The sequence below is a fragment of the Parasphingorhabdus sp. genome (assembly GCF_039977335.1).
In the GTDB taxonomy this organism is placed as follows: Bacteria; Pseudomonadota; Alphaproteobacteria; order Sphingomonadales; family Sphingomonadaceae; genus Parasphingorhabdus.
In genome coordinates this window covers 43240-70234 of the sequence record NZ_JBDWDI010000005.1, presented here as the reverse complement: position 1 = coordinate 70234, position 26995 = coordinate 43240, and the positions used below count along the sequence as shown (strand labels likewise).

Genomic DNA, 26995 nt, shown 5'->3' with positions numbered 1-26995 from the left:
AAAGTTCACACAATTCACACAGGCTCGACTAGCAATCACATCATCCCTCAATCTTGGAAAAGTCGGCAACCTGATGCACGGCTGCACGAAAACGGGTGAGCAGAGCAAGCCGCGCCTCCCGTTTGTCCGCATCGCTGTCATTCACCGTCACATCCTCGAAAAACTGGTCAATCGGAGCGCGCAAATGGGCGAGCGCGATCATCGCCTTTTCAAACTCTTCCGCTTCAATGGCGGCGGTCACGTCAGGCTGCGCTGCATCCAGCGCGTCAATAAGCGCCTTTTCGGCTTTTTCGGGCGTGTAGGAAAGGGTTTTTGAGTTGCTCTGCTCTGGGTCTACACCCGCAGTGGTTTCTTTCTTCAAGATGTTCGAGGCGCGCTTATAGCCGACGAGCAAATTAGAACCGTCCTCGGTTTCCAAAAACGCCTGCAATGCCTTTGCTCGCTGTTCTACTCGAACTAAAATACTGTCCCAATCGTCACCCAATTGAGCCGAGGCAAGAACGACATCATAGCGAATTCCGGACTCCTTGAGTTGGACGCCAAGACGATCATGGAAGAAATTGACTATATCAATACCCAAACCAGCATTCGGCTTACCGCTCCAGAAATCAGAAAGGAGCGGCATTCGAACTCGAATGTCATTTCGCTGCAATAATCTCAATATTCCCAATGAAGCACGTCTAAGCGCAAATGGGTCCTTCGATCCTGTAGGTTTCTCATCAATTTCAAAAAACGAGAAAAGCGTATCCAGCTTATCCGCCAAACTCACCGCTACCGTTACCGGATCAGTCGGCACCTCATCGCCCTGCCCAACTGGCTTGTAATGATCGCGGATTGCGTTGCTTACCTCAATCGGCAAGCCTTCTTTCTCTGCATAATAGCCGCCCATCAAGCCTTGCAGCTCGGGGAACTCGCCTACCATTTCGGTGACGAGATCAGCTTTGCAGAGACGTGCAGCCAGTTGAGTCTGTTCTGGGTTGGCACGGTGTAACCCAGTCCCTTCTAAAGACGCCAACCACTCAGCCAACTTGACTACACGCTCTACCTTGTCGGCAACCGTTCCCAATTTTTCATGGAACACAATGTTGCTCAATTTCTGGGCATGATCTTCCAGCGCCGTCTTCTGGTCAAGTTCCCAGAAGAATTTGGCGTCGGACAGCCTTGCCGCCAGCACTTTTTCATTACCCGCAACAATCGCCTTGCCGCCGTCTGTGGCGTCAATATTGGCGGTACAGATGAAATTCGGTGCTAGTTTGCCGTTTTTATCGCGGCAGATAAAATATTTTTGGTTCACTCGGGCAGTGAGCTGAATAACCTCTTCCGGTACATCCAGAAACACCGGATCAAAGCCGCCCAGCAAGGGCACAGGCCATTCGGTCAGGCCGGCATTTTCGATCACCAGACCTTCGTCGGCAACTAGCTCAAGTCCGCCGTCCGCTGCCGCCTTGGCTGCGCCCTCGCGTACGATGGATTCGCGTTCGGCCTGATCTACCAAGACATGGCAGGCGCGCAGCTTTTCAGCATAATCACCCGCATTGCCGATGGTTATCATGCCCTCATGGTGAAAGCGGTGGCCGACGGTTTCATAACCTGACGTCACGCCGTCAATTTCACAGGCGACCAGATCATCACCCAATATCGCGACAATGCCTGACAAAGGCCGCACCCAACGCAGGCTTTCCGTCGAAGCACTAGCATCGCCCCAACGCATGGATTTGGGCCATGGGAAGGCTTTGATGATCGCCGGGATCGCTTCGGCCAGCACATCACTGGTCGCTCGGCCCGGCTTATTGATCACGGCAAAATAGGTCGCCCGGCCCTTGACGTCACGGACTTCCAGCTGATCGCGGATCACGCCATTTTTGCGGCAGAACCCATCAACCGCCTGATCGGGCGCGCCTTCCGGTGGCCCCTTGGCTTCTTCGCTAACCGCCTCAGTCTGATCCGGCAGGTCGTTTGCGATCAGCGCAAGCCGCCTTGGTGTCGAATAGACGGTGACATCGCCAGCTTTCAGGCCAGCATCACTCAATTGCGCCGTAAACAGCCGCTCCAGATCAGCGCGAGCCTTGGCCTGCATCCGCGCAGGAATTTCTTCAGACAGCAGTTCGAGCAGGAAATCAGCCATCATGCCGCGCTCCATTTCGGATGACACAACTTCCAGTCTTCGGCGTTCTTCGCCATATAGGCTTCACAGCTACCCTTCGCGAGATCCCGGACGCGGCCCATATAGCTGGCGCGTTCCTGCACAGAGATCACGCCGCGTGCCTGCAAAAGGTTGAACACATGGCTCGCCTTGATCGCTTGCTCATAGGCCGGAATAGGCAGTTTTGCCTCGAGGCAATTTTCACATTCGCCAACCGCTTTGTTGAACAGGTCAAACAGCGTTTCGGTATTGGCGACCTCGAAATTCCACTCCGACATCTGCTTCTCATTGTCTAAGAAGATATCGCCGTAACTGACTCCAGCTCCATTATAATCCAGATCATAGATGCTATCGACACCCTGAATATACATGGCGAGCCGCTCGAGCCCGTAAGTCAGTTCGCCAGCCACCGGCTTGCAGTCAAAACCGCCCATTTGCTGGAAATAGGTGAACTGCGTCACCTCCATGCCGTCGCACCAGACTTCCCAGCCCAGACCCCAGGCACCCAGTGTCGGACTTTCCCAGTCATCCTCGACAAAGCGAATGTCGTGGAGCATCGGATCAATGCCGATCGCGGTCAGGCTGTCGAGATAAAGCTGTTGTATATTCGGTGGCGAAGGTTTGAGGATCACCTGATATTGGTAATAATGCTGCAACCGGTTGGGATTTTCTCCATAGCGGCCGTCCGTAGGCCGGCGGCAAGGCTGCGCAAAAGCAGCATTCCATGGGTCCGGACCAAGCGCCTTTAGCGTGGTTGCGGGATGAAAAGTACCCGCACCCATTTCCATGTCGTACGGCTGCAAGATCGCACATCCCTGATTGCTCCAATAATCATGGAGTTTCAGGATGATCTGCTGGAAGCTGAGAGGCTTCTGGTCGGTCAAGGTGATAGCTTTCTTCGCCAATAAAATAGGGTGTGCAATAAGGTCGGCCACGCTTTGGCTTATGGTGTCGCACGGGTCAAGAACCCATATCCTTTAATGCGGCCATATGACGTATTTGGCACGACGATGTTAATCCTGCATTCAGTCAATATATTTCAATGATTTCAAATGATTAAATCCATTTTTACGTCGTCTCGGTTTGTTGCTCTTTGCGCCCTAACCGCCTCTATCCCGCTCGCCAGCCCCGCGTCTGCACAAAAAACTGCCGTCGAAGAAGCTATAGAAGCGGCTACAGCGGCAGCCGAAGCCGCCAGAGATGCGACACCAACACCGTCTCACAGCAACTCAGAAGCCGTTAAACAAGCTGAAAAAGAGCGTAAAGAACGCGAAGCCGCCTATAAGGCAGTCTTTGAGTTTACCCCCAGCCCGGCGCTTTGGAAAATGAGCGATGCGGATTCAACCATCTATATATTCGCCGGAATTGAAGGTTTTTCGAGTCGAATAAAGTGGCAGAGCCAAGCCATTGCAACCGCTTTCGAAAGCGCAGACAAGGTATATTTCGAAACCGTTTATTACGATAAAAGAGACCGGGAAACGCGACGGCAGAATGAACGCGAAGCTTTTCGCAAACTTATCCGCCATGATCGCGACCTAGTGGAAGATCGCTTTGACCCTGGCTTGTTTGAAAGAATTAAAGGGGATTTGAAGAGCGACTTTTTGGTTATTGGTGATTTCATGCCGACGTGGCTGCTCGTTACCCTTATTGCCGACACCGACCGGATGTTTCAGCCCGGGCGCAATAATCAGTATCTCGACTATAAAATAACCAATGCAGTTAAAGATCGCGATCTCAAGGTCAACGGTCTGGAAGAGCCGTCACACCTGATTGATCTGCTAAACGATATCGATGAGAAAAAGCAGCGAAAATGGCTCAACGCTTTTACCCGAGCGGAATTGACGGTGGAAAAATCTCAGCGATATAGAAACAGAAAACGCGGTCCTTATGGCCGAGTTGGACCATTGACTGCGCAAGAGCATCAAGGAGTTGCTTGGGCCAAAGGCGAGCCGCCAGAAGCCCCGCCGGTCAAGACAGAAGGTCTCAGCGACCTTTACGAGCATATTCGCCAGAACCGATTGAAAAACTGGTCGGGCAAAATCGGCGCAATGCTGGACGATGAGGGGGCCAGTCTTGTTATCGTCAGTCAGGAATATCTATACGGCGAAAACAATCTGCGAACCGCGCTGGAGAAAAGGGGCTATCAGCTCGAACGCATGCCTTAGATAGCTTTATCGTGACTGCCAAACGGCGCTCATGCTCGTGTTGAGGCCACCATTTAATCCAATCACTCAGCGGCCACCATCTCGACCGCCCGTTCCACAGTGACTGGCGTAGCGTTCAATACGGCGTTGCCGGACAACGGGTCGAAACGGGTCAGATCAGTCAAATCATTGATCGAGACCCCCGGTTTTGAGGCTGCGACAGACAAGCCCACCCCTTCACGGCCATGGCCGAAGCCATGCGGGATAGACACCACGCCGGGCATGACGTCATCTGTTACTTCAACGACAATCTCGACGCTGTTCACCCGGCTTTCGACAGCCGCCATGTCGCCGTCCGCCAATCCGCGCTGCGCCGCATCATCCGGATGGATCATCAATGTACAGCGTTCCGGCCCCTTGAGCAGGCGCTTGCTGTTGTGCAGCCAGCTATTGTTGCTCCGCACATGACGACGACCGATCAGGCGCAACATATCGGATCGCACGTCATCGAGTGATTCGGAAAAACGCTGCAATTCCGAGAGAAAATCAGGATGGGCGCACTGGATTTGTTTGTCTTCTGTCATCAGCCGATCCGCCATGCACGGACGCAAAGGCCCCAGATCAATTCCATTCGGCGCGGCTTCCACCTCAGCCAAAGTCAGGCCCGCTGGCGAGCTTTGCAGCATATTATCCAGCACATCGCGTGGTTCCCGGATATTGGGCACATCCTGCCCATCGGTTGCCAATATTTCGCGCGCCAGCTCGGCGATAATTTCCCAATCGGCCTTTTCACCATCCTGAATATCGAAAATCGCGGGAGAATAACTGGCATAGTTGCGGATCGCGAGTGGTCCGAAAAAGAACGGATAATGGTCTTTTTCCAACGGACCACAAGGAGGTAAAATATAGTCGGCATGGCGGCTGGTTTCCGTGACATACATGTCAAACGACACCATCAGATCCAGCTTTTCCAGCGCTCGGTCCAGCTTGGCGCCATCTGGAGAGGAAAGCACCGGATTGCCTGTGATCACGAACAAGCTCCTGATCCGCTCTTCATCCTCACGCAGTAATTCATCAGCCAATGTGATGGTCGGCAGTTCGCCCATGATCACCGGCATTTCGCCGCGCACAGTGTCTACCTTGCGCACGGAGCCCCTGCCCACCAGATTGATCGTATCCAGCGCGGGCTCAGCCACCATCGTGCCGCCTTCACGGTCGAGATTACCGGTCGCGATATTGATTACTTGGATCAGCCATTGATTGAGCGTTCCGAATTCACAAACGGACACACCCATCCGGCCATAAATTGCCGCTGGTTGATCGGCGCCTAGTTGCGCGGCCATTTCTCGCATATCATCAACCGAGATACCGCAATGAGACGACAATCCGTCCATATCAAAACCTGCTATAGCTGGCTCGATATTGCCCCAACTGTCATCCATAACAGCCTCAAGGCGAGAAATATCAGCATATCCGCCCTCAAAAACCGCTTTCAATATGCCGATAAACAAAGCTGTATCTGTCCCGGGTTTCACAAAATGATGCGCGTCGGCCAATTTCGCCGTTTCGGTCCGGCGGGGATCAATCACTACCATCTTGCCGTCGCGCGCCTGCATTTCTTTCACACGCTTCTTGAAATCAGGGACCGTCCAAATGCTGCCATTTGAAGCCGCTGGATTGCCGCCAACAATCAACAGATACTGACAGCGATCAATATCCGGTACGGGGGCCAGGCTAACATGACCATACATATGATACTGCACCACATGATGCGGAATCTGGTCGAGTGTGGAAGCCGAATAGATATTCTTCAGGCCGATGGCACGCCGCAACGTGCTCACCTGTGTCGAGATACCATAATCATGCGCGCTCGGGTTGCCCATATACATGGCAGGTTTTGCGCCTGCTTGCTTCAAATCGTTCAACTTGCTGGCAATCTCCTGAAACGCCTTTTCCCAGCCAATTTCCCGCCACTGACCGTCGACCTTTTTCATTGGCTTATGCAGCCGGTCCGGATCATCCTGCAAATCAGCGATAGCCGTGCCCTTCGGGCAAATATGCCCGCGGCTCAGCACATGGTCCGGATTGCCCTTTATCGAGAGTATCTCACGCCCCTCCACTTCAACCAACAGGCCGCAATTGGCTTCGCAAATATGGCAGGTGCGGGCATGGACTTGGCTCATCGAAACTCTCCTAATTTAACTGAGCGATTAGCAGACTCTTTGCAGGCTGACTACTGGCCGCATAGCTTTTTGTACACAAAGTAGATTGTTGCTAGGATTTCGGTAATGATTGCCGGATTAACACAGACGCCCTAACAAGCTTTCAAACGATTGATGATAATGGAACAATATTCATGATGCGCCGCTGGTCTTCCGCTCTGCTTTTCTTGCCACTCACCCTCGGATTGGCATCTTGCCAGCCCGAACCGCTGCAATCAGCTGGAGACATTGCGCCGCAACCTAATGAAATTGCTACAATACCGGATGATCCAGACCCCGCGCTTTGGGTGCTGAAGGACGAAGACACGACCATTTATCTCTTTGGTACGGTTCACATCTTAAAGCCCGGTCTGACCTGGTTTGATGAGGCCGTGAAAGACGCATTTGATGCATCGGACGAGCTGGTCATTGAGATGATCGAGCCGGATCCAGCGGAAATGATGAAAATTGTCAATGATCTGGCCATTGACAAAACCGGCGTTTCACTGCGCGACAAACTGAAGCCAGAGGATCGGACAAAATATGAAGCGGCGATGACATCGCTGAATATACCCGTAAACGCTTTTGATCCGTTGGACCCATGGTTTGCCAGTGTCAGCATGTCGCTCGTGCCGCTGATGCAAGGGGGATATGATACCAATAGCGGCGTTGAAGACGCTTTGAATTCTCATGCCAAGGCCCGGAATATGAAGATAGTCGGCCTTGAAACACCGCGGCAGCAGCTGGGTTTCTTTGATAATCTGCCAGAAGACGTGCAAATTCGTTTTTTGAATTTCAACGTCGATTCCATCGGTGAAATGGCCGATGGTATGGAAAATATGGTCGCCCATTGGGCCAACGCCAATATAAGTGCCCTTGCGGAATTGATGAACGCCGGCCTCGAAGAAAAAATTCTCTACGAGACATTGCTATCTAATCGCAATGCCAATTGGGCTGTGTGGGTTGATGAACGCATGAAACAACCCGGAACCGTCTTTCTGGCTGTCGGTGCGGGGCATCTCGCGGGAGATGATAGTCTGCAAGAAATGCTGAAAAAACGGGATTTGATAGTGAAGCGCATCAAATATTAAGTTTTTCTCTGCTGGCACCTTCCTATTTGGCGCCATCATAACCAGATAAATGCCATGACTTTTCTTCGCATAATTCTGAGCATGATCGCCGCGGTTGGTTTGACAGCCTGTTCCAACACACCCGAACCGGTACAATTGGACACAGTCAAAGAAGGCAAACCGGCGCTTTGGAAAGTCACTGGTTCGAAACCGGAACAAGTGGGTTCCGCCTATATGTTTGGGACCATCCACATATTGCCGAAAAATGTGAACTGGCGGACACCTCTGCTGGAGACCGCCCTGAAAGAGTCGGACCAGCTCGTCATCGAAGTGCTGGGCCTTGAGGATACCGACAATGCAGCCAAGATATTTGCCAAGCTTGCCATCTCGCCCAATCAACCGGAGATTGAGCAGCGCGTAAAACCCTCTCTGCGCGATGATCTGGATGCCGTGATCGACAAAAGCAATATTCCAGAATTTGCTTTGAACCGCATGGAAAGCTGGGCAGCAGCGCTATCTTTAGCATCCGCGCAAACCAATGCGCTCGGCCTTGATTCCAGCGAAGGTGTGGAGAAAAAGCTGGTTGCGCAATTTGGTGAATTTAAGAAACCGGTCGAAGGTTTGGAAACCATAGAACAGCAACTCGGCTATTTTGACACATTACCAGAAACGCAACAGCGCGATATGCTAACCAGTGTTGTAGAGGAAGCCGCCGATACCAAAGACTCCTTTGAAGAACTGTTCAATGCCTGGATTACCGGAGATACCGACAAGATAGCGGAACTCTCCAATGGCGGGATATTGGAAGATCCCAAAACGCGGGAAAAGCTGCTCATTGCTCGCAATCAGGACTGGACCGAGCAATTGGACAAAAAGCTTCAAAGTCCCGGCATATCATTTGTAGCAGTGGGCGCGGCTCATCTTGTTGGGCCAGATGCGGTTCAAGCCATGCTGGAAAAGCGCGGATATAAGATCGAGAAGATTCAATAATATAGATTTCAGGACAACTTCATGACATTTTTGTTTGATCGCGAGACCGCACTCATTCCGTGCGGAACCGGCCAGTTTGTAGCCGAATGCCGCGAAATCTTTCAAAACCCATCGGGAGCTGCTTTTGGCGGATGGGTCGCGGCTGTCGCAGCCCGTGCGGTGGAAGACCATCCCGATTGCGCTGCACCGATAGTCTCGTTGCAAATGTCCTATTTGTCTGCGGTAGCGCCTGGCGAGGTAGATATAAAAATAAGCTTGCTCAAATCAGGTGCATCAACGCAATTTTGGCGTGCCGAACTTTCACAACGCGACATGATTACAAACACAGCCGATATTGTAACCAGCAATCGCAAACCAACAAATATCGATTATCAGCTCACGCGACCGAAAACCAAAGCCATGGATGGAGGGATCAGGCTGGAAGCCATGCCCATGACTCCGAACTGGGTTGCGACCTATGAACAATATATCGTCCAAGGAACGCCATTTTCGGACAATGGAACGCCGGAAACCATTACATGGATTAAGCAGGAAGATGGCCGTCCGATTGATCGTAAGAGTATTATTGCAATATGCGATACACCCATGCCCAGAACATTTTTCCTGTCGGAAATTCCTCGCATGGGATCAACGGTTTCAATGGCCACCTATATCTACGCCAATGAAGAGGATATTACAGCGGCGGGGTCCGATCATCTCCTTCTCCGTGTATCTGGCGCAACGGTTAGAAACAGTACAACCGACCAGCGCGTCGAGCTTTGGTCAAAGACCGGAACCCTGCTCGCCACCAGCAACCAGATTGGCTTTTTCCGCTAACGACGAGAGAAGCTGCCTTAGCCCGCAATTTGCCTTGCTTTTCCCTGATCCTCTGCCTATAGCGCCCTCTTTCCGACCATGAGCACCCTGGAGGCGTGGCGGAAAATTCGTAAAAACTATATTTTTGGAGCAACATTATGAGTGATCAGCTGACACTATCAGCCGAGCCTCGCGAACGGGCTGGCAAGGGAGCCTCCCGTGCACTACGCAGCGAAGGCCGCATCCCCGCCGTTATTTATGGCGATAAAAAAGACCCTGTGACAATTCATGTCGAAGAGCGGGCGCTGAACAAGCTGCTTGGTACTGGCGTATTCATGAATTCTCTGGTCATGGTGGACGTGAACGGTGAAGTAACCCGTACCCTGCCAAAAGATGTTGCTTTTGATCCGGTCTCTGACCGCGCTCTGCATGTTGACTTTTTCCGTCTTGCCAAAGGCGCGAAGGTGCAGGTCAACATTCCTGTTGTTTTCATCAACGAAGAAGAATCACCTGGCCTGAAACGTGGCGGCGTGTTGAACGTTGTTCGCTTTGAGCTCGACCTGATGTGTGATGCGGACAAGATCCCTGATCAGATCGAAATCGATGTGACTGGTTTGGAAATTGGTGATTCGATTCATATTTCCAGCATTACCCTGCCCGAAGGCTCGGAAAGCACGATTACCGATCGCGACTTTACCATTGCTGGTGTTACCGCACCGTCCGCTCTGAAATCTTCTGAAGACGAAGCTGAAGAAGGCGAAGGTGAAGGCGAAGAGGGTGAAGAAGGCGCTGAAGGCGAAGCAGCTGAAGGCGAAGCAACTGAAGGCGGTTCTGAGGACTAGACCTTTTCACCAAAAACAATGTAACGAAAAACCGTTCATGCTTTGCGATACGCAGCATGGGCGGTTTTTTATTTGAAGAGCGGACCGAAAGGATAAGCAAATGCAACTTTGGGTCGGTCTTGGCAATCCAGGCGCACAATATGCGCTTCATCGCCATAATGTAGGATTCATGGTGATCGATGCACTGGAAGAAGTGCATGGCTTTCCTGCACCTAAACAGAAATTTCAAGGCTGGGCCATCGAAGGACGGCTTGGTTCGGAAAAAATTCTACTGCTAAAGCCCGCTACGTTTATGAACGAGAGCGGCCGCAGCGTCGGCGAAGCCATGCGTTTTTATAAGCTGGAGCCAGAGGACGTAACCGTCTTTTATGATGAGCTGGATCTCGATCCATTTAAGATCAAAGTTAAACGCGGCGGCGGTACGGCGGGGCATAACGGCATTAAATCACTCGTCGCCCATATCGGACCAGAATTCCGGCGCGTGCGGATTGGCATCGGTCATCCCGGTCACAAATCGCGCGTTCATGGGCATGTTCTGGGCAATTACAGCAAGGCGGAGATCGATCCGCTCGCGGGAATGCTTGGTGCCATTGCATCAGAAGCCGATTGGTTGGCCAAAGGCAACGACGCCCGGTTTATCAGCGATGTCGCCCTGCGGTTGCAGGACGACTAATACTGGTTCAGATGGCCGGGTCAGCTATAACTGACGCGAATTTTCTTACGACGCCGGATAGCGGATCCGGTCATGAAAAAACCCAATATCATCATAGCCCAAGTTGTTGGTTCCGGTACAGAACCCAGCACGTTAAACTGATTGTCGATATCGCGGGCCAAGGCTTCATGGATCGGCGCTGAAAAATGAACGCCGTCAAACGAGAATATGCCATCGCAACCATTGGCTATCGCGGAAGGTCCGGCCAATTGGCAGGTAATATCTAACCTCTGTTCAGGCAATCCTAGAGCAGCCGGATTGGTCAGTATACGATTGAAAAAATCGAGATAATTGTATCGAAAGAAAGAAACGTCGCTTGCAAGGCTGAGTGCTCCCAATTCCTGCGTTAGATACGCTTCTCCTGCAAAGCCGAGAGGACTAGCGATGGGAAAACCGGTCAACAGAAAATTACGCACGCCCAGATCGTTCAGAGCCTGAACACCTGCAGCATAATCCTGCGCGGCTTGACGAATGAATATATCAGCATCGCCTGGATTATCAGGCGCATTGAAAATGTCATTACCACCAAAGTTGAGGATGTAGAGCCCGTTCCGGTCAACCTCGTTACCCGGCACAGACAGATAACCGGCATAGAGACCGAGCTGCTCACCCAGATCAGGTACAAATGGATTGGTGTTCGAAGCCCGGGCCCCGCCAAAAGCAAAATTGGTACCCCCTTGCAACGACGCGACGGTTGGCGCACCAAATAATTCGATACTTAGCAAGTCAGTATAGTCATATCCATTGGTGAACCGGCCATTGAAATAACCTTCGCTTGCGGCCGGGATAGCACCGCCCGTCGCGGTAAATACGTTGCCGGCATCGACCAAACTATCGCCAAAAACCGTAAGGGATGTGTACCGAGCCGTATCGCGCTCAGCTTGTGCCGGAACCGCTGTCGCCAGAATTAAACCGCTCGCTAACGCGCCCAGTAAACGTGCCTTCATAACCATTCTCCCCGTTTTTTATCGTTAATTTCCCTTAACCTGCACCGATTTACGAATGAAAGCAATCTCCATTGCACGTTGCTACTGGTAATCACAAAGGAGGCCCGCTATCGAGCACGCTTAATTCCACGGAGTGACTGAAATGGGTTTCAAATGCGGTATCGTTGGTCTTCCCAACGTCGGAAAATCAACGCTGTTCAATGCACTGACCGAAACACAGGCAGCGCAGGCAGCCAACTATCCGTTCTGTACTATTGAACCTAATGTTGGTCAGGTGGCGGTCCCCGATCCGCGGTTGCACCAGATTGCCAAAATTGCTGGCAGCGCGAAGATTATTGAAACCCAACTGGCCTTTGTGGACATTGCCGGCCTGGTCAAAGGCGCGTCACAGGGCGAAGGTCTGGGCAATCAATTCTTGGGCAATATCCGCGAAGTCGACGCGATTGTGCATGTTCTGCGTTGCTTTGAAGATGATGATATCCAGCATGTGTCGAACAAAATTGACCCTCTCTCAGATGCGGAAGTAGTCGAAACCGAATTGCTTCTCGCCGATCTTGAAAGCCTTGAGAAGCGTGTTCCTGCCTTTGAAAAGAAAGCAACCAGCGGCGACAAAGAAGCCAAAATTGCGGCCAGTGTGCTTGGTCAAACACTGGAATTGCTCCGCGATGGCAAACCGGCACGCTTGACCGAACCCAAAGATGATGAAGAACAACGCATCTTTGATCAATCACAACTGATCACCGCAAAACCTGTATTATATGTCTGCAACGTTGACGAGGGTGATGCCGCCGCTGGCAATGCGATGAGCGCAACAGTTTTTGAAAAGGCAAAGGCCGAAGGCGCCGAAGCAGTCATTGTTTCGGCCGCCATCGAATCCGAATTAGTCGGCATGGAAATGGAAGAACGCACCGAATATCTTGCCGAACTGGGTTTGGAAGAATCCGGTCTCGCTCGCGTCATTCGCGCGGGATATCAACTACTGAACCTGCAAACTTTCTTTACCGCTGGCCCCAAAGAAGCCCGCGCATGGACGGTGCATAAGGGTGCCAAAGCGCCGGAGGCCGCGGGAGAAATTCACACCGACTTCGAACGCGGTTTCATTCGCGCTGAGACAATTGCCTTTGACGATTATGTGTCTCTTGGCGGTGAAAGCGCTGCACGGGATGCCGGCAAGCTGCGCCAAGAAGGCAAGGATTATGTCGCGCAGGATGGTGACATCATGAATTTCAAATTCAATGTCTGACTTGTCATAAAAGCTCGCTAGATTGGGATCATGATAAGGGGAAAGTCGTGATTCGTTATATAATACAACTGTTTGTAACATGCGCTCTACTGGCTGGTTGCGCCACCCCTCAAACAAAAGGCACGGCCAGCGCCCTGCCTGCGGAGCAAAGTCGCGAACCGGTCACAATTTTGATATCCATTGACGGTTTCCGCCCCGATTATCTCAATCGCGGCATCACACCACATCTGAGCGCGCTAGCTGCAGCGGGCGTTTATGCCGACATGCGTTCTAGCTTCCCAACCAAGACCTTCCCTAACCATTGGACTCTCGTAACCGGAAAAACGCCAGATAATCACGGCATTGTCGGCAACAGCATGGAGGATACCGCCCGCCCCGGCGAGAAGTTCACTATGGCCAATAAGGATCCATTCTGGTGGAAACAGGCCGAGCCCATTTGGATAACGGCTGAGAAGCAAGGTGTCAGAACGGCAACGATGTTCTGGCCGGGATCGGAAGTTGAGCTGGACGGAACACGCCCAAGTGACTGGTGGCCCTTTTCGCAGGCTCTTTCCGAGGATCGGCGCGTCAATGCCGTGGTCGACTGGATGCGACGACCGGATGCGACACGGCCACAATTGGTCACGCTCTATTTTGATACCGTGGATACCGCCGGGCATTTTTATGGTCCGGCACCCAGCGAGAAACTCCATGCTGTGATCAGCGCCGTTGATCAGAATATCGGAGATTTAAAGAGCCAGCTCCAGGCCATGGGGCAGCCGGTAAATTTCGTTATCACCTCAGATCACGGGATGGTCGAGACAGGACCTGACCGCGTCATCTATCTTGATAAGATCTTGCCGCGTGATCAATATCGACTTGTAGTGGATGGCAATTATGCGGGGATTGAACCACTCACTGATGATATGAGCATCATCAATGCAGCGTTCCTGAAACCGCATGAGAATATGGAATGCTGGAAAAGAGCAGATATCCCTGCCCGTTTTCAATATGGCACAAACGCGCGCGTACCTTCCATCATCTGCCTGCCAACAACAGGATGGGTTGTTTATCAGGACAAACCGGAATGGATGACCGGCATCGGCGGCGGCCATGGATATGATCATCTCCACCCAGACATGATTGCTTTTTTCCTTGCCAGCGGGCCGGCTATCGCGAGCAATGGAAAAATAGCAACGTTCGACAATGTCGACATCTATTCGCTGGTCGCTCATTTGACTGGCGTCAAACCCAATGCAAGCGATGGAGATCTCTCTCCATTTGAACAGGCGCTAATACCCTGAAGCCTTGCCATAGAAACATGGTTTCATCAGAAAGAATATCCATGCTCTATTACGAAGATATCGAAATTGACGTCGTCCAAAAATATGGATCCTACGAAGTCACCCGCGAAGAGGTGATCGACTTCGCCTCCAAATATGATCCGCAAGCTTTTCATCTCGACGAGGAAGCTGCTGCAAAGACCCATTTTGGCCGGTTGTCCGCCAGCGGGTGGCACAGTGCGGCGATGATGATGCGGATGATGGTTGACCAGATGGCTGCCAATAAACAGGCTGGTCTAGGGTCACCCGGAGTTGACAATTTGCGCTGGCTAAAGCCTGTCTATCCCGGCGATACGCTGCGCTGTGAGCATGTTACGCTGGAAAAGCGTCAATCCGAAAGCCGCCCGGAAATGGGTATCATGAAAGGCAAGATCACCGTGTTCAATCAGCACGACGAGCGGGTCATGACGATGGAGAGTACTGGGCTGATCCAAGTGCGCGGAGACTGATTGCTTTTGGCTCACTAATGACCGTTTTGGGCGCAAAAGCGGACATTAGAATATCTCAAAGCTCAACGTTACAATTTGCGACACTTATTTTCGTGCGCGAACCGAAATGAGCCTTTATTCAATTGTGGGGGGGGCAGTTGAATAGTTGAGGAATGATTCATGCTCCCAAACAACATATCGATTACGATGGCTGTTGTACTTTTAACCTTAGGGCCAGCTCATGCCGAGCAAATGCCCGCGGACGCTCAAAAACCCAATCATGTTCGAAATATTCTGTTCGTCAGTCCTGCTGGCAAACCATTCCGCCCCGATCTTTCCAAAAGTGATCAACATCCCATGGGTCTGTGGTTCTCTTCGGTGGATGGTGATGGTGACGGCAAGATTTCTGCTGAAGAGTTTCGTGCAGATTTTGAATCCACCTTTTCGGAATATGATGAGGACGGGAATGAGCAAATCGATGCTTTTGAAATCAGACGCTACGAACAGGAAATATTTCCAGAAATCCTGACGCCCACCATTGGCGGATATGGCCGCTCTGGATCAAAAGATACAAAAAGCTCGCAGCGGAGAGGCGGCAGAGGTGGAGGTCGCGGCGATAAAGGCGGTCGCGGTGGCAAGGGACGTTCTGAAAATGCGAATGGAAACTCGAACGCACGTCCGGTCGGAGGTGCCGCGCGTTTTGGGTTGTTACCAATATATCATCCGCTGCTCGACGCAGATAGCGACATCAGTTGGAGGGTGAGTAAAGCAGAGTTTATGAAAGCCGCTGAGGATCGTTTCAGGTTGCTCGATACAGATCAGACAGCCGCGCTGACATTAGAGGTATTGAAGGAAAAATTGCCGAAGCGGAAGGGGCGTTTCGGAAAACGCTAGCGAGACGAATTTTTTATTCTTATCAAAGGTCACAGTCGGGAAGCGATGCACTCTTGGACGCGAATACCGGCGGACTGATCGGCGCCGTTATTGGCAATGTATTGAGATAAATGGAATCGCTATTTTGCGGCCGGACAGCGATGCTGCTGACCGGGAGCACATTTGTTATATCTGAGCGCATTAGCTAATGTCCGCTTTCGGGATAAAGCGGACCCGCACATCACTTCCTCCCAAAGAGTTTCTCAATATCCCCATGCGCCAATTTTACCCATGTAGGGCGGCCATGATTGCACTGGCCTGAGTGCGGGGTGATCTCCATTTCGCGTAAAAGGGCGTTCATTTCTGCAACGTTGAGCACGCGCCCTGCCCGCACCGATCCATGACAAGCCATGGTTGAGGCAACATGATCAATACGTTCTTTCAGGGACAACGCTTCGTCATAGGCCCCGAGTTCGTCTGCCAGATCGGTAATCAGCCCTTTGACGTCACCAGAACCCAGCATCGCCGGTGTGGCGCGCACCAACATGGCAGAGGGACCAAACCGCTCCAGCTCCAGACCGAATTCAGAAAGCTCGGCAGTTCGTGCTTCCAGTCGGTCGCAAGCATTTTCATCCAGTTCAACGACTTCGGCCATCAGCAAGGCTTGCGAAGCGACCGTACCGCCCTCCACAGCTTTGCGCATGCGTTCCAGCACTAGGCGTTCATGAGCCGCGTGCTGATCAACAATGACAAGCCCATCTTCGGCTTCTGCAACAATATAGGTTTTGGCCACTTGTCCACGGGCGATACCGAGCGGGTGATTGACTGCTTCCGGAACTGGCTCTGCAGCTTCTTCGGCCCTGCCCATCAGCGGTGCCAATTCATCGGGATTCAGCGCGCCAAAAGCGCTGGAGTTATCCTGGACAGCGGATGGATAAGCTTGCGATTGGACCGTCGCCCTGCCCGCGATAGGCCCTTGCGCGGTAAATATGTTCGTTTGGGGGTCGGGTGCCTGCGGTTCCGTCTGCCAATTGGCCAGGGCCGATTCCGCCGGACGCTGGACCGCTCGAAAACCGCCCTCGTCCAGAGCACGCCGCAGACCGCTGACAATCATGCCGCGGATCATCGCTGGCTCGCGGAAACGAACCTCGGTTTTGGCCGGATGCACATTCACGTCCACTAGTTCCGGCGGCATATCAATAAACAGGGCCACAATAGGATGACGATCCCGTGCGAGCATTTCCGCATAAGCGCCGCGCACAGCACCCACAAGTAACCGGTCTTTGACGGGTCGTCCGTTGACAAACAGAAACTGATGATCGGCGACACCGCGATTATAGGTTGGCAGACCTGCGACACCAGAAAGCCTTACCTCTTCCCGCACCAGATCAACAGCGACACTGTTGGCGCGCAGTTCCTTGTTGGTGAGCGCCGCGACCCGGTCGGGGCCGCTTTCGCCGCCCTGCACTGCAATCGCCTTGCGATTTTCATGCGTCAACGTGAACCCGATATCAGGCCGCGCCATGGCGAGCCGCCGCACCACATCTACGCACGCAGCATATTCACTGCGCGGCGTCCTGAGGAATTTCCGGCGCGCCGGTACTTTGGCGAAGAGCTGTTCTACCCGTACTTTGGTGCCATGCGGGATGGCCGCTGGCTCGTCCGCTTCCACTTCGCCGTGATTGACGATTCGCGTCCAACCATCCTCGCCCGCTACCCGGCTTTCAATGGTCAGCTTCGCCACGCTCGCTATCGAGGGCAAGGCTTCGCCTCGAAAACCCAATGTGGCGACCATTTCAATCGCTTCATCAGGCAGTTTGGACGTCGCATGCCGCTCGAGTGCCAAAGCCATGTCATCGCGCGTCATACCGCAGCCATTGTCGTCGACTTCGATCAGATCCAGACCGCCCTGCTCCAGACGAATGTTGATTTGTGCCGAACCAGCATCAATGGCGTTTTCAACCAGCTCTTTTAGAGCGCTGGCCGGACGCTCTACCACTTCACCGGCTGCGATCCGATTGATAAGGCTATTTGGGAGTCTTCTTATTGACATATCGGCATTCCTAGCCCAAGCGATCATGCCAAGCGACCCTTGATTGTGACTTAGTTTTTCGGGGTGTTTTGCTGGACGATGTATATGGTTAACTTCATCCCCCGTTCAGCCAAAATGTCGCTATAGTTTTAGGGAACAGCGTTCGCTGCAAATGTAAGAAAACACGGGAAAAAAATGGCATTTAATCTGTTCAAGTTCAGGTCTCAGGACATGGCAATCGATCTGGGAACAGCCAATACGGTTGTTTATGTACGCGGTCAGGGAATCGTCCTCAACGAACCATCGGTTGTTGCCATCGAAACAATCAACGGCATCAAGAAAGTCAAAGCCGTCGGTAACGACGCCAAAATGATGATGGGTAAAACGCCCGATAGCATCGAGGCGATTCGTCCTTTGCGCGACGGCGTGATTGCTGACATTGATGTGGCCGAGCAGATGATCAAGCACTTCATCCAGAAAGTAAACGGCAAGAGCAAGCTGTTCAGCTATCCGGAAATTGTGATCTGTGTGCCATCGGGTTCCACCTCGGTTGAGCGCCGCGCCATTCGCGATGCCGCCTCCAATGCCGGAGCCAGTCAGGTGTTCTTGATCGAAGAGCCGATGGCCGCTGCCATTGGTGCCGATATGCCGGTGACAGAGCCCATTGGTTCTATGGTTGTCGACGTGGGCGGCGGAACGACCGAAGTCGCTGTCTTGTCTTTGCGCGGCCTGGCTTACACCACATCTGTTCGCACCGGTGGTGACAAGATGGATGAAGCGATTGTCTCTTATGTGCGTCGTCACCACAACCTGTTAATTGGTGAAACGACCGCTGAGCGGATCAAGAAAGATTTTGGTGTCGCGCAGGCTCCTGCTGATGGCGTAGGTCACACGATCCACATCAAAGGCCGTGACTTGGTCAATGGCGTGCCTAAAGAGATTTCGATTAATCAGGGCCAGATCGCAGAAGCGCTGAGCGAACCTATTGGTACGATTATCGAGGGCGTACGCATCGCTCTTGAGAATACGGCGCCTGAACTGGCGGCCGATATTGTCGATCAGGGCATCGTCCTTACCGGCGGTGGCGCATTGATCTCTGGTCTTGATGAAGCATTGAGCGATGAAACCGGTCTGCCGGTGACGGTTGCCGAAGATCCGCTTGCCTGCGTTGCTATCGGCACAGGCCGGGCCATGGAAGATGAGATGTTCCGTGGCGTACTCACAACGGCTTAAAGGACAGATTACTGGCATGACGAGAGTGGAAGGATAAACAGTAATGGCGCCGCCAAATAACCGGCGCCCAGGATTTTCCAAGCGGGCGCAATATAGTATATTCGCAAGCTACTTACTGGGCATATTGGGAGCTGTCGTCGGGCTCCTCTTGCTGCTTATTTCAATTTTCGATCCACAGGGTTTTGCCGTTCTCCGCACCATCGGTGCCGAAGCGACTGCTCCGGTCAGCAAAACACTTTCAGAAGTTGGTGGTGCAACCGGCAATGCCGGAGAGAATATCTCTGCCTATTTTAACGCCGCCTCCAAAAATGCCGCGATGAAGCGTGAACTGGAAAGCAGCCGGATCGAGATATTGGAAGCTCGTGCGCTCAAGCAAGAAAATGAGCGGCTGAAACGGTTGCTCGATCTTGACAAGGAAGTGCCTGATGACATCGGTATGGCGCGTCTGATCAGCTCCACATCATCAAGCTCCCGGCGCATGGCGACCCTTGGTTTGGGAACAACCGATGGCATATTGATTGGGCAGCCGGTTCGAGCACCAGAAGGCCTGGTCGGGCGCGTGTTGGAAGCTGGACCCACTACTGCACGGATATTGCTGGTTTCCGATAGCCAGAATGTGATGCCGGTAAAACGAGCCAGCGACGAACTCCCGGCCTTTGCGACCGGTCGCGGCGATGGCACTGTGGACGTGCGCCCGATCAATCTGGGGACGAACCCATTTAAGGGTGGCGATCTGTTGATTACGTCGGGCAGCGGCGGATTATATGCGCCCGGTATTCCCGTTGCTGTCGTCATTCGCAAAACGGATACCGGCGCTATCGCCCGAATATTGGCGAATTCAGCGAAAGTCAGTCATGTCATCGTGCAACCGATGTTTCAGGCAGAGACTGTGGCCGCAATCAAACAGGAAAATATTGACCAAGCCGAAACCGCTGCCGAAGGCGGAGAATAATGGCGAAATCCTATCGTTCCCGCATCAACCGGCAACCTTCGCAATTTCGCATCAAGTTCATTCCGTCCATCACCGTCATATTGGGTTCCATGGTTACGGCCATGCCTTTAATCACCGACTATCCAATATTGCCGCCACTGGGCTTGTTGGTCTTATTGTCCTGGCGCTTGATCCGGCCCGGTTATTGGCCGGTATGGGCTGGTTTTCCTTTGGGCATGGTAGATGATATGTTCAGTGGGCAGCCTTTTGGTAGCGCCGCATTTCTATGGTCGCTGATATTCATAGCCCTAGAGACACTGGACCGTCGCGGGGTTGGCAGGGATTATTGGCAAGACTGGCTAATCGCCTCCCTTTCCATCATTTTTGTGCTAATAAGCGGCATGCTCATCATAGACTTTCAAAGCAATTTACTCCGGCTGGAAATATTAGTGCCCCAGATATTGCTTTCGATATTACTATACCCCTTTGTGACTCGCTTCATCGGAGCGATTGATAACTGGCGAGTGGCACGATGAGTATCTCAGGCGGAAAAACCATAAGCGGCGCGATACAAGCGCTTACGTTTTCCCGGCGCGCGACTGTTGTTGGTGGTTTGCAGATAGGCATAGGCGTTCTGCTTGCTGGCCGGATGGCCTATATTTCTGTAGCCGAAAATGAACGCTATCAGCTATTGTCCGAAAGCAACCGCGTCAACTTGACACTAGTCCCGCCGAGGCGTGGCTGGTTGATTGATCGTAATGGCAAACCCGTCGCCAACAATAAGACAGATTTCAGGGTCGATCTCATTCCCGATCGCATGAAAGACAAAAACAAAACGGTTGCAACGCTAGCCGAGCTATTGTCACTGGATCAGGAAGAAATTGACCGGATCAATAAGGAATTGAAACAGGCGACAAGCTTTCAGCCGGTTCAGATCGCCACCGGATTGGACTGGGAAAAATTTGCTGCTGTCAGCGTCCGCCTTCCGGATTTACCAGGCGTATCCCCACGGCAAGGATTTTCGCGATTTTATCCAACGGGTGCAGCAGTCGGACATCTGGTCGGCTATGTCGGCATTGCTTCTGCCGAAGACTATAAAGAAAATCCCGACCCTATTTTGGTCACGCCGGGATATAAGATCGGCAAGGATGGTCTTGAAAAGACTTTTGAGGATCGCTTGCAAGGGAAGCCCGGAGCGAAGCGTGTAGAAGTCACGGCGCGTGGCAAAATCGTCCGCGAACTAGATAGCCGGCCTGACATTCCCGGCAAAGCCATGCAAATGACGCTGGATATAGATTTGCAGGAATATGCAGCACGCCGGCTTGGTCCGGAATCCGGTTCTGTGGTCGTAATGGATTGCGAGACAGGTGATATTCTCACTCAGACCTCTATGCCATCCTTCGACCCCAACAGCTTTTCCGACGGGATAGGTCAGACAGAATATGGTATGTTGCGAGATGACGATCATGTTCCATTGCGCGACAAGTCGCTCAAGGGACTGTTTCCACCCGGCTCAACGATTAAACCGATGGTATCGCTGGCTTTGCTGCGGGGCGGTATTGATCCGGAGGAAACCGTCAGCTGCCCCGGCGGACTGCGGGTAGGGAACCGGTTCTTCAACTGCCACAGCACGCATGGCAGCGTAAACATGATGCGAGCGAACGCGAAAAGCTGTGACACCTATTTCTACAAAATGGCTCTGCGCATCGGTTATGATTCAATCGCACTGATGGCACGTGAACTGGGGTTGGGCGCAAAATATGATCTACCCGTTGCTTCGCAAAGCTATGGTACGGTGCCGGACACTCAGTGGATCAAGAAACGTCATAACCGTGAATGGGCCAATTTTGACACGGTGAATAGCGCCATTGGACAGGGTTATTTCCTCTCTAATCCCCTACAACTTTGTGTGATGGCCGCCCGCATGGCATCGGGGCGAAAGTTGGAACCGAAATTGCTGTTCGAAAAAGACCAGCCACCAGCTGCCGCGCTTGATATCTCGCCGGAACATCTTTCCTATGTTCGGGAGGCCATGAGCGAAGTAGTGAACGGCGCCGGAACGGCTAGGCGCGCTCAACTGCCGCTTGAGAATATCAAGTTAGGAGGCAAAACGGGTACCGCCCAGGTCGTCAGCCTGAAATACGGGCGTGGTGGCCGCGATGTCCCATGGAAATTCCGGGATCACGGCCTGTTTGTCTGCTTCGCACCGGTCGATAATCCCCGCTATGCAGCAGCCGTAGTAATAGAGCATGGGGGTGGCTCGTCATCCGCTTATCCGGTCGCACGTGATGTCATGACATTTCTCTACGACCGTGAAAAGGCAATGGAGAAACTGACAGCATTGGAGGAAAGCTGGGGCGGGACTATTTCAGAACGAATGGATCGCAAGCTCGCAGCCTATCGTGCGCAAAAAGAACTGGAAAAGGCAATAGCCGAAGGGCGTGTAGCACCAGCGCAAACTGAAGCAACGGGTGAAGGTTCTACTCCTGAAATGGGGCAATAAGCGTTGAACGATTTTATTCCCGCGCCAATTGCGCAGCTCCCATGGAAGACGATCTTGCTGCTTTTGGTTATGGCAAGTTTCGGCTTTATTGTGCTTTATTCTGCAGCCGGCGGTAGCCTGACCCCATGGGCCGGTCTGCATATGGTCCGGTTCATGGTCTTTCTTGGCATGGCCATTGTATTTTCCTACTTTAAAGAAAATTTCTGGAAGACAATTGCCTTCCCCGTTTACATTATCGTGGTCATCATGCTTCTCGGCGTGGAACTAATTGGCGCGGTGGGCGGTGGCAGCCAAAGATGGCTCAACCTTGGCTTCATCCGAATTCAGCCTTCGGAACTGATGAAACCCGCAATTATTCTAGCTGTAGCGCGCTTCTATGATCTATTGCCCGCTGGTCAGATCAGGACATGGGGCGCGATATGGCCGTTGCTGTTGCTGCTCGCCTTTCCCTGTGCATTGATATTGCTGCAGCCCGATCTCGGTACGACAATTACAGTGGTGGCGGGCGCAATGACGGTCGCTTTTCTGGCTGGCCTCCCGATGCGATTATTTATCGGTGGTGCTGCCGCTGTGGCCGTGATCGCCCCCCTCGCCTTTTTCTTCGGGCTTGAGGAATATCAGCAACGCCGCGTCACCACATTCCTCAATCCCGAAAATGATCCATTGGGGGCAGGTTATCATATCAGCCAATCCAAAATTGCAATTGGCTCAGGCGGGATATTCGGCAAGGGATTTTTGAACGGAACGCAAAGCCATCTTGATTATCTCCCCGAAGGCCATACCGACTTTGTATTTGCTACAATGGCCGAGGAATGGGGCCTGATGGGCGGCGTGGCAGTCTTAACCGGTTTCTTCCTGCTGTTCCGATGGGGACTTGGAGTTGCTATGAGAGCAAAGACCCGCTTTTCGCAGCTCGCGGCAGCAGGCCTTTCGACGACGATATTTTTCTACGTCGCAATTAACCTGATGATGGTAATGGGCCTGGCACCGGTTGTTGGCATTCCCCTGCCCTTTTTAAGCCATGGCGGATCATCTATGATGACGATCATGATCTGCATCGGGATATTGATGGCGATAGACCGCCATCCAGGCCGCCGCAGCGGAACGTTCGGATAAAATCAAGATAGCCCATCAAACGGTTGTTCTTCGCAGGACCTGACCTATATGGACAATATATCGAAAATAAGGACGCTTAGCTCAGTTGGTAGAGCAGCTGACTCTTAATCAGCGGGTCACAGGTTCGAACCCTGTAGCGTCTACCATTTTCGCGGAATAGAAATAATGCGGGGCATTATTTTCCGCGAAAATCCCGAGCGCAAGCGAAGGGCGACCTGACACAAGAGTAACGGTTATCAAAAACCGGATAGCTCTCTCATCATCCTCATTCAGGAAGTTAAAAGCAAACAGCGTTGCCGCAAACGGGCAACCCCCACGACCGCGCATATTCAGAACCCATGAAAAAAGGCGGGTCCCAATGGAACCCACCTGAATTTTTCAAACAAAGCGCGAAAAAAATGGGGAGCGCCCAGGCACTCCCCAAATTATTTATTTATTAACGGCGTCCTTCAAGCCCTTGCCGGCTTTGAATTTTGCTTGTGTAGATGCAGGAATCTGCATTGGCTCACCCGTACGTGGGTTACGGCCTGTAGAAGCTTTACGCTTTGATGTAGAAAATGTTCCAAAACCGACGAGACGGACTTCATTGCCGCTCTTCAGTGAACCTGTGATAGAATCGAAAACTGCGTCAACGGCTTTGCCGGCATCGCTTTTGCTGAGACCACTGTGATCTGCAACGCTACTGATAAGATCCTGTTTATTCATATTGGGTATCCCCCCTTCTCTAAAAGCAATTCTTAATTGAATCGCGACTTTGTCTGGCGTCAGTAACTACAAGAAGCCCCCTTGAGTCAAAGGAAAACCGCCAGATTCTGGGTCAAAGATGTAATATTTATGTCAAACGGTGAATTTTGGTACGATTCCGGACTTTCCTCGAGCAAAATTTCACTCAAATCAAGTTGGCTTTAGCAATAGTTGCCCGTCACGACTCGCCGCCTACTGCCGTTAATGCCGTGCCGCAGAGCCCGCATCATCGGTGACAGGAGCTGTCGCATGGCTCGCTAGCTCGTCGGCATCGCTCCACTCTATCGGCTCTACCTTCTCTGCCAGAGCTTGGGCCAGAACTTCATCCACATGCTTGACCGGAATGATTTTTAGCGACGAGGTGATATTGTCGGGGATTTCCACCAGGTCTTTTTCATTCTCGGCTGGAATCAATACCGTCGTGATCCCGCCTCGCAACGCTGCCAGCAACTTCTCTTTAAGACCGCCGATTGGCAAGACACGGCCGCGCAAAGTCACTTCGCCGGTCATTGCTACATCGCGGCGAACCGCAATACCGGTCAGCGTCGAAACAATTGCCGTCACGATGCCAACACCCGCAGATGGGCCGTCTTTCGGTACCGCGCCTTCTGGTAAGTGGATATGGATATCTTTGCGGCCAAAAACACTCGGCTTAATGCCATAAGACGGCGCACGTGCTTTTACGAATGACAAGGCAGCCTGAACCGACTCGGTCATCACTTCGCCCAGCTTACCAGTGGTCTTGATCTGGCCTTTGCCCGACACCGTGACGGATTCGATGGTCAACAATTCGCCGCCCACTTCCGTCCACGCGAGACCGGTGACCGCTCCAACCTGATTTTCTTCCTCGCCAACGCCGTGGCGGAATTTGCGCACACCGGCATAGTCCGAGAGAGTGTCAGTGGTAATCTCGACGCTCTTATATTCGCCCTCAAGAATCCGACGCAGAGCCTTCCGCGCCAGTTTGGCAATTTCACGCTCCAAGGTCCGCACACCAGCTTCGCGGGTATAATAGCGGATAAGATCACGCAAAGCGTCGTCATGCAGCGCAAATTCGCCTTTTTTCAGGCCATGGGCATCTACTTGTTTTTCAATCAGATGGCGTTTCGCAATCTCTACCTTCTCGTCTTCCGTATAGCCTTCAAGCCGGATTATCTCCATCCGGTCGAGCAACGGTTGCGGCAGGTTTAGTGAGTTAGCCGTCGTGACGAACATAATGTCCGAGAGATCGATATCAATTTCGAGATAATGATCCTGGAATTTGTCATTCTGCTCCGGATCCAACACTTCAAGCAGAGCCGAAGCCGGATCACCGCGGAAGTCCTGACCAAGCTTATCGATCTCATCAAGCAGGAAAAGCGGATTGGATGTACCGGCCTTTTTCAGGTTCGATACGATCTTTCCGGGCAATGAACCGATATAGGTCCGGCGATGCCCGCGAATTTCCGCTTCATCCCGTACGCCGCCAAGTGATTGGCGCACAAATTCACGGCCAGTAGCCCTTGCAATCGAGCGGCCAAGTGACGTTTTACCAACGCCGGGAGGACCAACAAGACAAAGTATAGGCCCTTTGAGTTTGTTGGTTCGTGCCTGCACAGCAAGATATTCAACAATGCGCTCTTTCACTTTTTCCAGAGCGAAATGATCGTCATCAAGAACCTTCTCAGCTTGCTTGATATCTTTCTTCAGCCGGGACTTTTTGCCCCATGGCAGACCCAGCAATACGTCAAGATAGTTGCGAACAACTGTGGCTTCCGCCGACATGGGCTGCATGCCTTTCAGCTTTTTATATTCGGCATTGGCTTTGCTCTTGGCTTCCTTGGAGAGTTTCATCTCCTCGATTTTCTTGCCCAGCGCTGACATTTCATCGCCTTCGCCGTCTTCGCCGTCGCCCAGCTCGCGCTGAATGGCTTTCATCTGCTCATTGAGATAATATTCGCGCTGGGTTTTCTCCATCTGACGCTTAACGCGGCCGCGGATTTTCTTTTCGACCTGCAAGACGCCAAGTTCACCTTCCATGAAGGCAAAGGCCATTTCCAAGCGCTTGATCGGATCACTTTCAATCAATAAACTCTGCTTGTCCGCCACTTTGACGTTGATATTGGCCGCCACAGCATCGGCAAGACGTGATGCTTCTTCAATCTCACCAAGCTGCACTACGGTTTCCGCAGGCATTTTCTTGTTGAGCTTGGAATAATTCTCAAATTGCTCAACCACGGAGCGCATCAAGGCCGTCGCTTCCGGCCCGTCTACGGACTGTTCATCGATCAAATTGACATTGGCCAACACAAAACCGTCATCTTGCTCGTCGAGAGAAACATGCTTGGCGCGTTGTTTTCCTTCAACTAGCACGCGCACAGTACCATCGGGTAATTTCAACAGCTGAAGCACTGTAGCCACGACGCCAAGATCATAAAGCTGATCACGTCCCGGATCATCTTCGGCTGGGTCCAGCTGAGCCACAAGGAAAATTTCCTTGTCACTGTCCATCGCTTTTTCCAGCGCTACAACCGATTTATCACGCCCAACAAACAGCGGTACGATCATATTGGGGAACACCACAATATCGCGCAAAGGCAATAAAGGCAGCGCTTTTGCGTCAGGATTAGCGGGTGTAGACTCGGACTGGGACATTAATACTCCAAACTATGGCGCGATATTCAGCGCCTATCAGCCTATATGGGGCGCTCTCAGATGACTTCAACCACTATAAAACCATCGCGGCG

The 26995-nt window shown here is 52.2% G+C and carries 22 protein-coding genes and 1 tRNA gene; 16 read left to right on the top strand and 7 right to left on the bottom strand.

All coding sequences use genetic code 11. The features are described from left to right. Positions 1-40: 40 nt before the first annotated feature. The gene (gene glyS / locus ABJM21_RS17175; protein WP_348371883.1) at positions 41-2125 is read right to left on the bottom strand and encodes a glycine--tRNA ligase subunit beta; all 2085 of its coding nucleotides are present in this window, start codon (positions 2123-2125) and stop codon (positions 41-43) included. Then, positions 2125-3033, bottom strand: coding sequence for a glycine--tRNA ligase subunit alpha (locus ABJM21_RS17170; protein WP_348371880.1), 909 nt, complete (start codon positions 3031-3033; stop codon positions 2125-2127). The genes glyS and ABJM21_RS17170 overlap by 1 nt, the downstream gene beginning before the upstream one ends. Before the next feature lie 162 nt (positions 3034-3195). Between ABJM21_RS17170 and ABJM21_RS17165 the strand changes: the two genes are divergently transcribed. Beyond that, on the top strand, positions 3196-4308 hold the full coding sequence (locus tag ABJM21_RS17165; protein WP_348371841.1) for a TraB/GumN family protein: 1113 nt from the start codon (positions 3196-3198) through the stop codon (positions 4306-4308). Positions 4309-4370: 62 nt separating this feature from the next. On the opposite strand, the gene ABJM21_RS17160 is transcribed toward ABJM21_RS17165, so the two are convergent. Then, on the bottom strand, positions 4371-6470 hold the full coding sequence (locus tag ABJM21_RS17160) for a molybdopterin oxidoreductase family protein (RefSeq protein WP_348371839.1): 2100 nt from the start codon (positions 6468-6470) through the stop codon (positions 4371-4373). 173 nt (positions 6471-6643) lie between these two features. Here ABJM21_RS17160 and ABJM21_RS17155 point away from each other — a divergent pair, with 173 nt between their 5' ends. The 5 genes from ABJM21_RS17155 to pth all read left to right on the top strand — a co-directional run bounded on the left by ABJM21_RS17155 (position 6644) and on the right by pth (position 10858). Next, positions 6644-7579 (top strand): TraB/GumN family protein, encoded by a 936-nt coding sequence (locus ABJM21_RS17155; protein ID WP_348371836.1) that lies wholly within the window; start codon positions 6644-6646, stop codon positions 7577-7579. A 54-nt stretch (positions 7580-7633) separates the two neighbouring features. Further along, complete coding sequence (locus ABJM21_RS17150; RefSeq protein WP_348371833.1) at positions 7634-8548, top strand: TraB/GumN family protein; 915 nt, start codon at positions 7634-7636, stop codon at positions 8546-8548. 21 nt (positions 8549-8569) lie between these two features. Continuing rightward, entirely contained in the window at positions 8570-9364 is a 795-nt protein-coding gene (locus ABJM21_RS17145; protein WP_348371831.1) for a thioesterase family protein, read from the top strand. Between the two features lie 137 nt (positions 9365-9501). Further along, complete coding sequence (locus ABJM21_RS17140) at positions 9502-10185, top strand: 50S ribosomal protein L25/general stress protein Ctc (RefSeq protein WP_348371828.1); 684 nt, start codon at positions 9502-9504, stop codon at positions 10183-10185. Positions 10186-10285: 100 nt separating this feature from the next. Continuing rightward, positions 10286-10858: an aminoacyl-tRNA hydrolase gene (gene pth, locus ABJM21_RS17135; protein ID WP_348371826.1), complete on the top strand. Its 573-nt coding sequence runs from the start codon at positions 10286-10288 to the stop codon at positions 10856-10858. A 20-nt stretch (positions 10859-10878) separates the two neighbouring features. Here the strand turns inward: pth and ABJM21_RS17130 are convergent, their stop codons facing one another. After that, a complete protein-coding gene (locus ABJM21_RS17130) occupies positions 10879-11844 on the bottom strand; it encodes an SGNH/GDSL hydrolase family protein (protein ID WP_348371823.1) in 966 nt (321 codons plus the stop codon). Positions 11845-11986: 142 nt separating this feature from the next. Between ABJM21_RS17130 and ychF the strand changes: the two genes are divergently transcribed. From ychF to ABJM21_RS17110, 4 genes are all read left to right on the top strand, one after another. Beyond that, a complete protein-coding gene (gene ychF, locus ABJM21_RS17125) occupies positions 11987-13087 on the top strand; it encodes a redox-regulated ATPase YchF (RefSeq protein ID WP_348371820.1) in 1101 nt (366 codons plus the stop codon). A gap of 47 nt (positions 13088-13134) precedes the next feature. Further along, positions 13135-14370 carry an ectonucleotide pyrophosphatase/phosphodiesterase gene (locus ABJM21_RS17120; RefSeq protein ID WP_348371817.1) on the top strand — a complete coding sequence of 412 codons (1236 nt, stop codon included), beginning with the start codon at positions 13135-13137 and terminating at the stop codon, positions 14368-14370. A gap of 41 nt (positions 14371-14411) precedes the next feature. Next, positions 14412-14858 carry a MaoC family dehydratase gene (locus ABJM21_RS17115; RefSeq protein WP_348371877.1) on the top strand — a complete coding sequence of 149 codons (447 nt, stop codon included), beginning with the start codon at positions 14412-14414 and terminating at the stop codon, positions 14856-14858. 159 nt (positions 14859-15017) lie between these two features. Next, positions 15018-15731: a hypothetical protein gene (locus ABJM21_RS17110; RefSeq protein WP_348371815.1), complete on the top strand. Its 714-nt coding sequence runs from the start codon at positions 15018-15020 to the stop codon at positions 15729-15731. Positions 15732-15951: 220 nt separating this feature from the next. Here the strand turns inward: ABJM21_RS17110 and mutL are convergent, their stop codons facing one another. After that, positions 15952-17763, bottom strand: coding sequence for a DNA mismatch repair endonuclease MutL (gene mutL, locus ABJM21_RS17105; protein ID WP_348371812.1), 1812 nt, complete (start codon positions 17761-17763; stop codon positions 15952-15954). A gap of 174 nt (positions 17764-17937) precedes the next feature. On the opposite strand from mutL, the gene ABJM21_RS17100 reads away from it, so the two are divergent. The 6 genes from ABJM21_RS17100 to ABJM21_RS17075 all read left to right on the top strand — a co-directional run bounded on the left by ABJM21_RS17100 (position 17938) and on the right by ABJM21_RS17075 (position 23671). After that, on the top strand, positions 17938-18975 hold the full coding sequence (locus tag ABJM21_RS17100; protein ID WP_348371809.1) for a rod shape-determining protein: 1038 nt from the start codon (positions 17938-17940) through the stop codon (positions 18973-18975). Between the two features lie 43 nt (positions 18976-19018). Further along, the gene (gene mreC / locus ABJM21_RS17095) at positions 19019-19927 is read left to right on the top strand and encodes a rod shape-determining protein MreC (RefSeq protein ID WP_348371806.1); all 909 of its coding nucleotides are present in this window, start codon (positions 19019-19021) and stop codon (positions 19925-19927) included. Next, the gene (mreD, locus tag ABJM21_RS17090) at positions 19927-20442 is read left to right on the top strand and encodes a rod shape-determining protein MreD (protein WP_348371804.1); all 516 of its coding nucleotides are present in this window, start codon (positions 19927-19929) and stop codon (positions 20440-20442) included. The genes mreC and mreD overlap by 1 nt, the downstream gene beginning before the upstream one ends. Continuing rightward, positions 20439-22409 (top strand): penicillin-binding protein 2, encoded by a 1971-nt coding sequence (gene mrdA, locus ABJM21_RS17085; protein ID WP_348371801.1) that lies wholly within the window; start codon positions 20439-20441, stop codon positions 22407-22409. Before mreD ends, mrdA begins: the two co-directional genes overlap by 4 nt. 3 nt (positions 22410-22412) lie before the next feature. Then, positions 22413-23525, top strand: coding sequence for a rod shape-determining protein RodA (rodA, locus tag ABJM21_RS17080; protein WP_348371798.1), 1113 nt, complete (start codon positions 22413-22415; stop codon positions 23523-23525). 70 nt (positions 23526-23595) lie between these two features. Beyond that, a tRNA-Lys gene (locus ABJM21_RS17075) sits at positions 23596-23671 on the top strand. A gap of 283 nt (positions 23672-23954) precedes the next feature. On the opposite strand, the gene ABJM21_RS17070 is transcribed toward ABJM21_RS17075, so the two are convergent. Continuing rightward, a complete protein-coding gene (locus tag ABJM21_RS17070; protein WP_074205352.1) occupies positions 23955-24230 on the bottom strand; it encodes an HU family DNA-binding protein in 276 nt (91 codons plus the stop codon). 240 nt (positions 24231-24470) lie between these two features. After that, positions 24471-26903, bottom strand: a complete 2433-nt coding sequence (gene lon / locus ABJM21_RS17065; protein ID WP_348117283.1) for an endopeptidase La — start codon at positions 26901-26903, stop codon at positions 24471-24473. Positions 26904-26995 lie beyond the last annotated feature (92 nt).